This window comes from Pseudoalteromonas sp. MM17-2 (genome assembly GCF_022347945.1).
GTDB classification, from domain to species: Bacteria; Pseudomonadota; Gammaproteobacteria; order Enterobacterales; family Alteromonadaceae; genus Pseudoalteromonas; species Pseudoalteromonas ruthenica.
In genome coordinates, this window is sequence record NZ_JAKRFV010000012.1 from 114,464 (window position 1) to 120,463 (window position 6,000).

The window sequence follows — 6,000 nt, forward strand, 5'->3', positions numbered from 1 at the left end:
CTTGCAATTATTATTCCGGTAGTTTTTAATGCAAGAAGATACAAACAAGCCTAGCTTATTCAGCTCAGGTGCAAAGTCCCTCAGCCTTATAGCAAGGTTTCATCATAAAAGTTTAGATGTTGAAGACTTAATCCATGAATTTGACATCCCCTCCCAAGATTCAAAACTCCTAGAAATTCAGTTAATACGTGCCTCGCGCTCGTTTGGATTCAAAGCGAAGGTTATGTCCTGTGATGTCGCAACCTTGGATAACAAAGTCTTACCAGCGATGGCTAAACACAAAAGTGGACACTATGTAATTCTAGCAAAAGTGGCTCATGGTCAAATTCTCGTTCATGATATACAGAGCTCCTCACCGCAAAAAAGCTTATCTCTAGATGAATTCAAGCTTAATTACAGCGATAGAATACTTTTTTTATCACCGAGACAAGCTGTTTTGAGTAAGTCAGCCAAATTTGGCTTTGGGTGGTTTGTTCCGGTGATGTTTAAGTACCGTAACATTTTTAGTGATGTGCTTTTAGCATCATTCTTTATACAACTTCTAGCTCTTGCGTCCCCAATCTTTTTTCAGGTGGCCATTGATAAAGTAATGGTTCATAAAGGAATGACGACGTTAGATGTGCTGGCCGTGGGCTTTTTTTTCATCATTACTTTTGAAGTAATATTATCGGGTTTACGGACATATTTGTTCAGCCATACGACTAATCGAGTCGATGTGGAACTAGGTAGCAAACTTTATCAACATATGCTTCATCTTCCCTTGTCATTTTTTAGAGCTCAGCGAGTTGGGGATACTGTAGCTCGGGTAAAAGAACTAGATACCGTTAGGGAGTTCATTACTGGATCGGCGCTCACAATCGTTTTAGATATGTTTTTCACTCTAGTCTTTTTTGCTGTAATGTTTTACTACGCTCCTTTTTTGACTTGGATTGTTGTAGGTAGTCTTCCATTTTACTTTATTATTGCTTTTACTCTAGGTCCACGTTTGCGCAAGGTTCTAGAAGATAAGTTTCAGCGTAGCGCCGAAAACCATGCATTTTTAGTAGAGTCGGTAAACGGTGTAGAGACAATAAAATCTCTCGCTGTAGAACCAAAAATGCGCAACAAATGGGATGACAAGCTGGCAAGTTATGTCAGCTCAGCATTCAAATCTAGTCAATTAAACAATATCTACGGACAGTGCTCTTCATTTGTAACTAAGCTCACCAGTCTACTTATTTTATATTTTGGGGCTATAGCAGTCACTGATGGAAGCCTCACTATTGGGCAATTCATCGCGTTTAATTTATTGGCGCAGCGTATCGCGGCGCCAATAATGAGGTTTGCCAATGTATGGCAGGACTTTCAGCAGGCCCGTATCTCTGTAGAGAGATTGGGTGATATTCTTAATACGCCTCTAGAAGCTGGCGAGCGCAATAAAATTACTTTACCAAAAATGAAGGGCCATATTGAATTCGAACACATTAATTTCAGGTACAACCCTAGCCGTTCCTTAGTACTGAGTGATATTAATCTAAAGATGGAGGCTGGAGAGGTAATAGGTTTGGTGGGTCGTTCCGGCTCGGGTAAGAGTTCTTTAACTAAATTAATCCAGCGGCTCTACTTACCTGAATCAGGACGAGTGCTTGTTGATGGTGTAGATTTAGCCCTTATTAACCCAACTTGGCTACGTCAACAAGTTGGTGTGGTTTTACAGGAGAACTTTTTATTTAATGCCAGTGTGCGTGAGAACATATCTTTAAGTGATCCTGGAGCATCGTTGGAACGCGTAATATCTGCAGCTAAGTTAGCAGGAGCACATGAGTTTATATTAGAACTTCCACACGCATATGACTCTCAAGTGGGTGAACAAGGCTCCGCTCTGTCAGGGGGGCAGCGTCAACGATTAGCGATTGCTCGCGCTCTACTAACAAACCCTTCTGTACTTATCTTTGATGAAGCAACCAGTGCTTTAGACTATGAATCAGAGCTTATAATCCAGAAAAATATGACAAATATAGCTAAAGGAAGAACGGTGCTTATAATCGCGCATCGTTTATCTGCTGTACGTCATGCGGATCGTATCGTTGTTCTTGATAAAGGTCGTATAGTTGAATCAGGAACTCATGCACAGTTGCTAAATGAGCGCGGGCACTATCACTATCTACAAAGTATACAACTTTCAAATATTTCACCTTCGCAGGAGTTAGTTCCTGATGTTTAAGAAGCAATTCTGTTTATATGAGTTTTTACCGGCAGCGTTAGAAGTTCAGTCAGCCCCTCCGCCCCGGTTAGCCAGAAGTATCGTTTGGTCTTTAGTAATACTATTTATTATAGCTATTCTTTGGGCGTGCTTAGGGACAGTTAATATTGTTGCGATTGCTCCAGGGAAAATAACTCCTAAACAACAAGTCAAAGCTATACAGCCGATGGAAAAAGGAGTTGTTAGTGCAATTCATATCGTCGAGGGGCAAAGAGTAGAAAAGGGTCAAATGTTAATTGAACTTGACCCTGCAATGAGTGCCGCTGATTCTCGTAACCTTTTAAAACAAAAGGAAAGTTTAGGCGATAATATTCAAAGATTAATGATGTTTGTAGCTTTTCAAGAATATGGCTTAGAACCAGACTACTCAGCTATTGATGAAAAGCAGCAAGCTATTCTAAAGAATGAGGTCACTGTTTATTTGGAAAACACCAAAGTAATGAAAGCAGAGATTGAACGTTTGAAGGCAGAATTTCAAGCCGCTAAGCTAGAAGAAAGAAAAGTTCGATTAACTCTTCCGCTAATACAAGAGCGCGCTCAGTCAATGGCTGAGTTAGAAAGAAAAAAAATGATCGCTCGGGAGCAGTTTTTGGCTTTAAAGCAAGAAGCGATTGAGTTGGAGCAGCAGTTATCGATTGAGGAAACAAATATCTTAAGACTTCAAGCAGCTTTAGCTATTGCTCAAAGTAATTTAATTCAACAGCGCTCTGAGCAACTAAACAAAACACTTTTACACCTTAATGATCTAGAAACTCAGTTATTTCAAGTTTCACAAGAGCTTGAAAAAAGTCGGTTTGTAGAAAAGAAAACACGCTTATTGTCTCCAGTTGCCGGTACTGTTGAAAGCCTTGCTGTAACTACGCTGGGGGGAGTTGTTACACCGGGACAAGAGCTTCTCAGGGTGGTACCTGAGAATGACGAACTCATCATTGAAGCGGGCTTATTAAACAAAGACATAGGGTTCGCGTATCCAGGACAAGAAGTAGAGATAAAGGTGGAGAGCTTTCCTTTTACCCGATATGGGATTATTAAGGGGGAAGTTACAAGTGTATCAAAAGATGCAACAGAGCATGAACAGTTAGGGTTGGTTTTTCCTATTAAGATCTCTTTGAAAAAGAACTCTATTGAGGTAGATAACCGCCTAGTCCCTTTATCTTCAGGGATGGCTGTATCGGCAGAGATAAAAACGGGGAGTAGAAGAATAATAGAGTTTCTTCTCTCACCTATTATGCAACATGTGCAAGAGGGAGCGCGTGAGAGGTAGCTCAAAGACGCTTCCATGAACCGAAACTACAGAACGGAATATTATTAAACAGGGATTATTATGAGTGCGTCAAATTTTGCAATTAAAACGTTAAATGGATATGAAGCAGCTATTCAACCTGATGGGAGTATAAAATTTACCGATTCATCAGGAAAGTTATTTGGTTCGATCAAAAAAGATGGTGACGGGATAAGCTATACGGGGGGCTTTAAAAGTTCTTTTTTGGGTCTCTCCGTGTCTTCTAATGAAGATGGAAGTATAACTCAGACATATGACTTTGGGCCTGTACTTAAAACATCAATTAAAACGTTCAGCAATGGTAATTGGGAGCAAAGCACTTCAATTTCTTTGCCTAAAGCACTGAGAGCTGGGTTGGGCTTAAGTGTAGGCCTAACAACTAAAGGGGCAGCAGGCCAAAGCCCGTCAAGTATGAGTTTAGATGCAAATTTTTCATCTTTTTACGGGGCTGTAGCAGCAGGGGCTTCTTTAGAGTTTGGTCTGGGGCCTGGTGGGTTCGATAGTACTTTAAATTTATCGATTAAGACTCCATTTGGTGGTTTCAAAGAACCGTTTGAAATAGGGATGCCCGAACCACTGCAGAATGTGCACGACCTCCTCGTTAGCCGTAAAGCATTTATTGACGGTGTAACAGATGGCACAGTCCCTGCGGGAATGTCTCATCAAGAATGGCTAGATTCAATAAAGGCTGCTCAGCTCAAAACACCAGATAGTTTAAAGCCATTGCTTGATAATATACAAGAGGCAGCGAGGCCGCGCAGAGATCCTATAGTCTTTGATCTTGATGGTGATGGAGTTAAGACGGTTGGTATCGAAGCCGGTGTATTATTTGATCACAATTCAGATGGAACTAGGCTAGGCACCGGCTGGGTATCTGCTAGTGATGGACTACTTGTTTTAGATAAGAACGGCAATGGCATCATCGATAATGGGCGTGAGCTTTTTGGTGATAACACTGTTATTGACGATAGCACAGGCGAACTTGCAGAACATGGCTATAAAGCTTTACAAGCTTTAGATAAAAACAATGATGGTATTATCAATAATCGTGATGAGATTTACCGTCAGCTTCAGGTTTGGCAAGACAAAAACCAAGACGGCTTTAGTCAAGCTGACGAACTAATGAGCCTTGCTGATTTAGGTATTGTATCTATAGATGTAGCAAACTATAACAATGACGGCACAATTCAAAATGGGAATGAACTAGCATATAAAGGAGTGTTTACTTGGCTTGATGGTAGTGAGGGGAATAGTAACGCGGTATTTTTTGCAGAAGATCCTTTTTACCAAGAACCATTGGAGCCGATCACTGTTGATGACCGTTTTAGCCATCTTCCTGAAGCGGATGGCACAGGAGGGTTGCATAGCTTGAAGGAATCCATTGGGTTGAACAAAAATTTAGCTGATGTGGTCGAGCGGTTTGCGGAGGCAAGCACCCGCTCACAACAGAAAAATTTAATAGACGACCTTCTATTTGAGTGGCATAAAACTTCATCTACCGACACTCTATACTCGTACCAAAGAAGCATATATAACTTTGATAACCTTTCGCCAGACGCCGATGGTAATTATCCACCACACTATACTCCCGGTGTCAGTGTTTGGTGGAAGATGGGCAATACACTGTACACTCTAGGTCATTTAGTGGAGGAAGCAGACGGATCCGACCATTCTAAAGCCAGTGTATTAGAGGCTTTTTATGGGCGTCGATATAACGAAATATATCGAAGCATTCTTACTACTACCCGCTCGTCAAGTGTGGCAGGTGAAAATGAATACTCAAAAAGTTGGTCGTTTAATCTTTTTTTAAAAGCGCAGAAAGAGAGGGTGGCTAATTCAATAAATACGGCTTATGAAGTACTGCAAGAGAATATCTATTTTACCTTGGCCGCTCAAACCCGTTTAAAACCGTTGATTGATTCCATTGAGCCTATTTTTACGGCAGATGGACTTGAATATGAGTTCGGCAAATTTGAATCTTTATTGGCAGAGCAAGCCGCTATTGACCCGGCAAGTGCAGTCATGGATGCGTTTGATCTGGTTAAAAATTTGGAACAAAATGTGGTTTTGCAGTGGTCACGAAGCGCTGAGTTTTTAGGAGAGTTATATACTCTATTTATGGATCAGAATACTGACGAAAGTTTATTACAAAGTATTTACGAAAAATATTCGATAGGGCCTGGTCAAAGCAGTTATGGAGAGGATGCGATAAATATTATACTCAGTCAGTCAGGTGTGGCCAAAGGTGGAGCGGGCGACGATATAATTCTAGGCTCTAGCGGTGATGATGTTATTACTACCGGATTAGGTCATAACCGTGTGGATGGTGGGGATGGAAATGACACCATCAAAGTGAGAACCAGTTCTGCAGCACGAAATTACGAAAATGAGCTAATAGGCGGGAAGGGAGATGACCGTTTAGAAGGACACGCTGGTGCCGATAGCTATATCTATCGCCGTGGTGATGGGAATGATG

General features: G+C 41.2%; 2 protein-coding genes and 1 pseudogene. All 3 read left to right on the top strand.

All coding sequences use genetic code 11. The features are described 5' to 3' along the window. Positions 1-28 precede the first annotated feature (28 nt). Positions 29-2,203 (top strand): type I secretion system permease/ATPase, encoded by a 2,175-nt coding sequence (locus tag MHM93_RS11505; protein WP_239449224.1) that lies wholly within the window; start codon positions 29-31, stop codon positions 2,201-2,203. Then, entirely contained in the window at positions 2,196-3,506 is a 1,311-nt protein-coding gene (locus MHM93_RS11510) for an HlyD family type I secretion periplasmic adaptor subunit (RefSeq protein WP_239449225.1), read from the top strand. Before MHM93_RS11505 ends, MHM93_RS11510 begins: the two co-directional genes overlap by 8 nt. 60 nt (positions 3,507-3,566) lie before the next feature. Next, positions 3,567-6,000: pseudogene (locus tag MHM93_RS11515) on the top strand (hypothetical protein); the annotation flags it as partial.

Bases quoted from the DNA above. Each gene is read 5' to 3' on its own strand.
- MHM93_RS11510 (WP_239449225.1), top strand. From the start codon at position 2,196: ATGTTTAAGAAGCAATTCTGTTTATATGAGTTTTTACCGGCAGCGTTA.
- MHM93_RS11505 (WP_239449224.1), top strand. From the start codon at position 29: ATGCAAGAAGATACAAACAAGCCTAGCTTATTCAGCTCAGGTGCAAAG.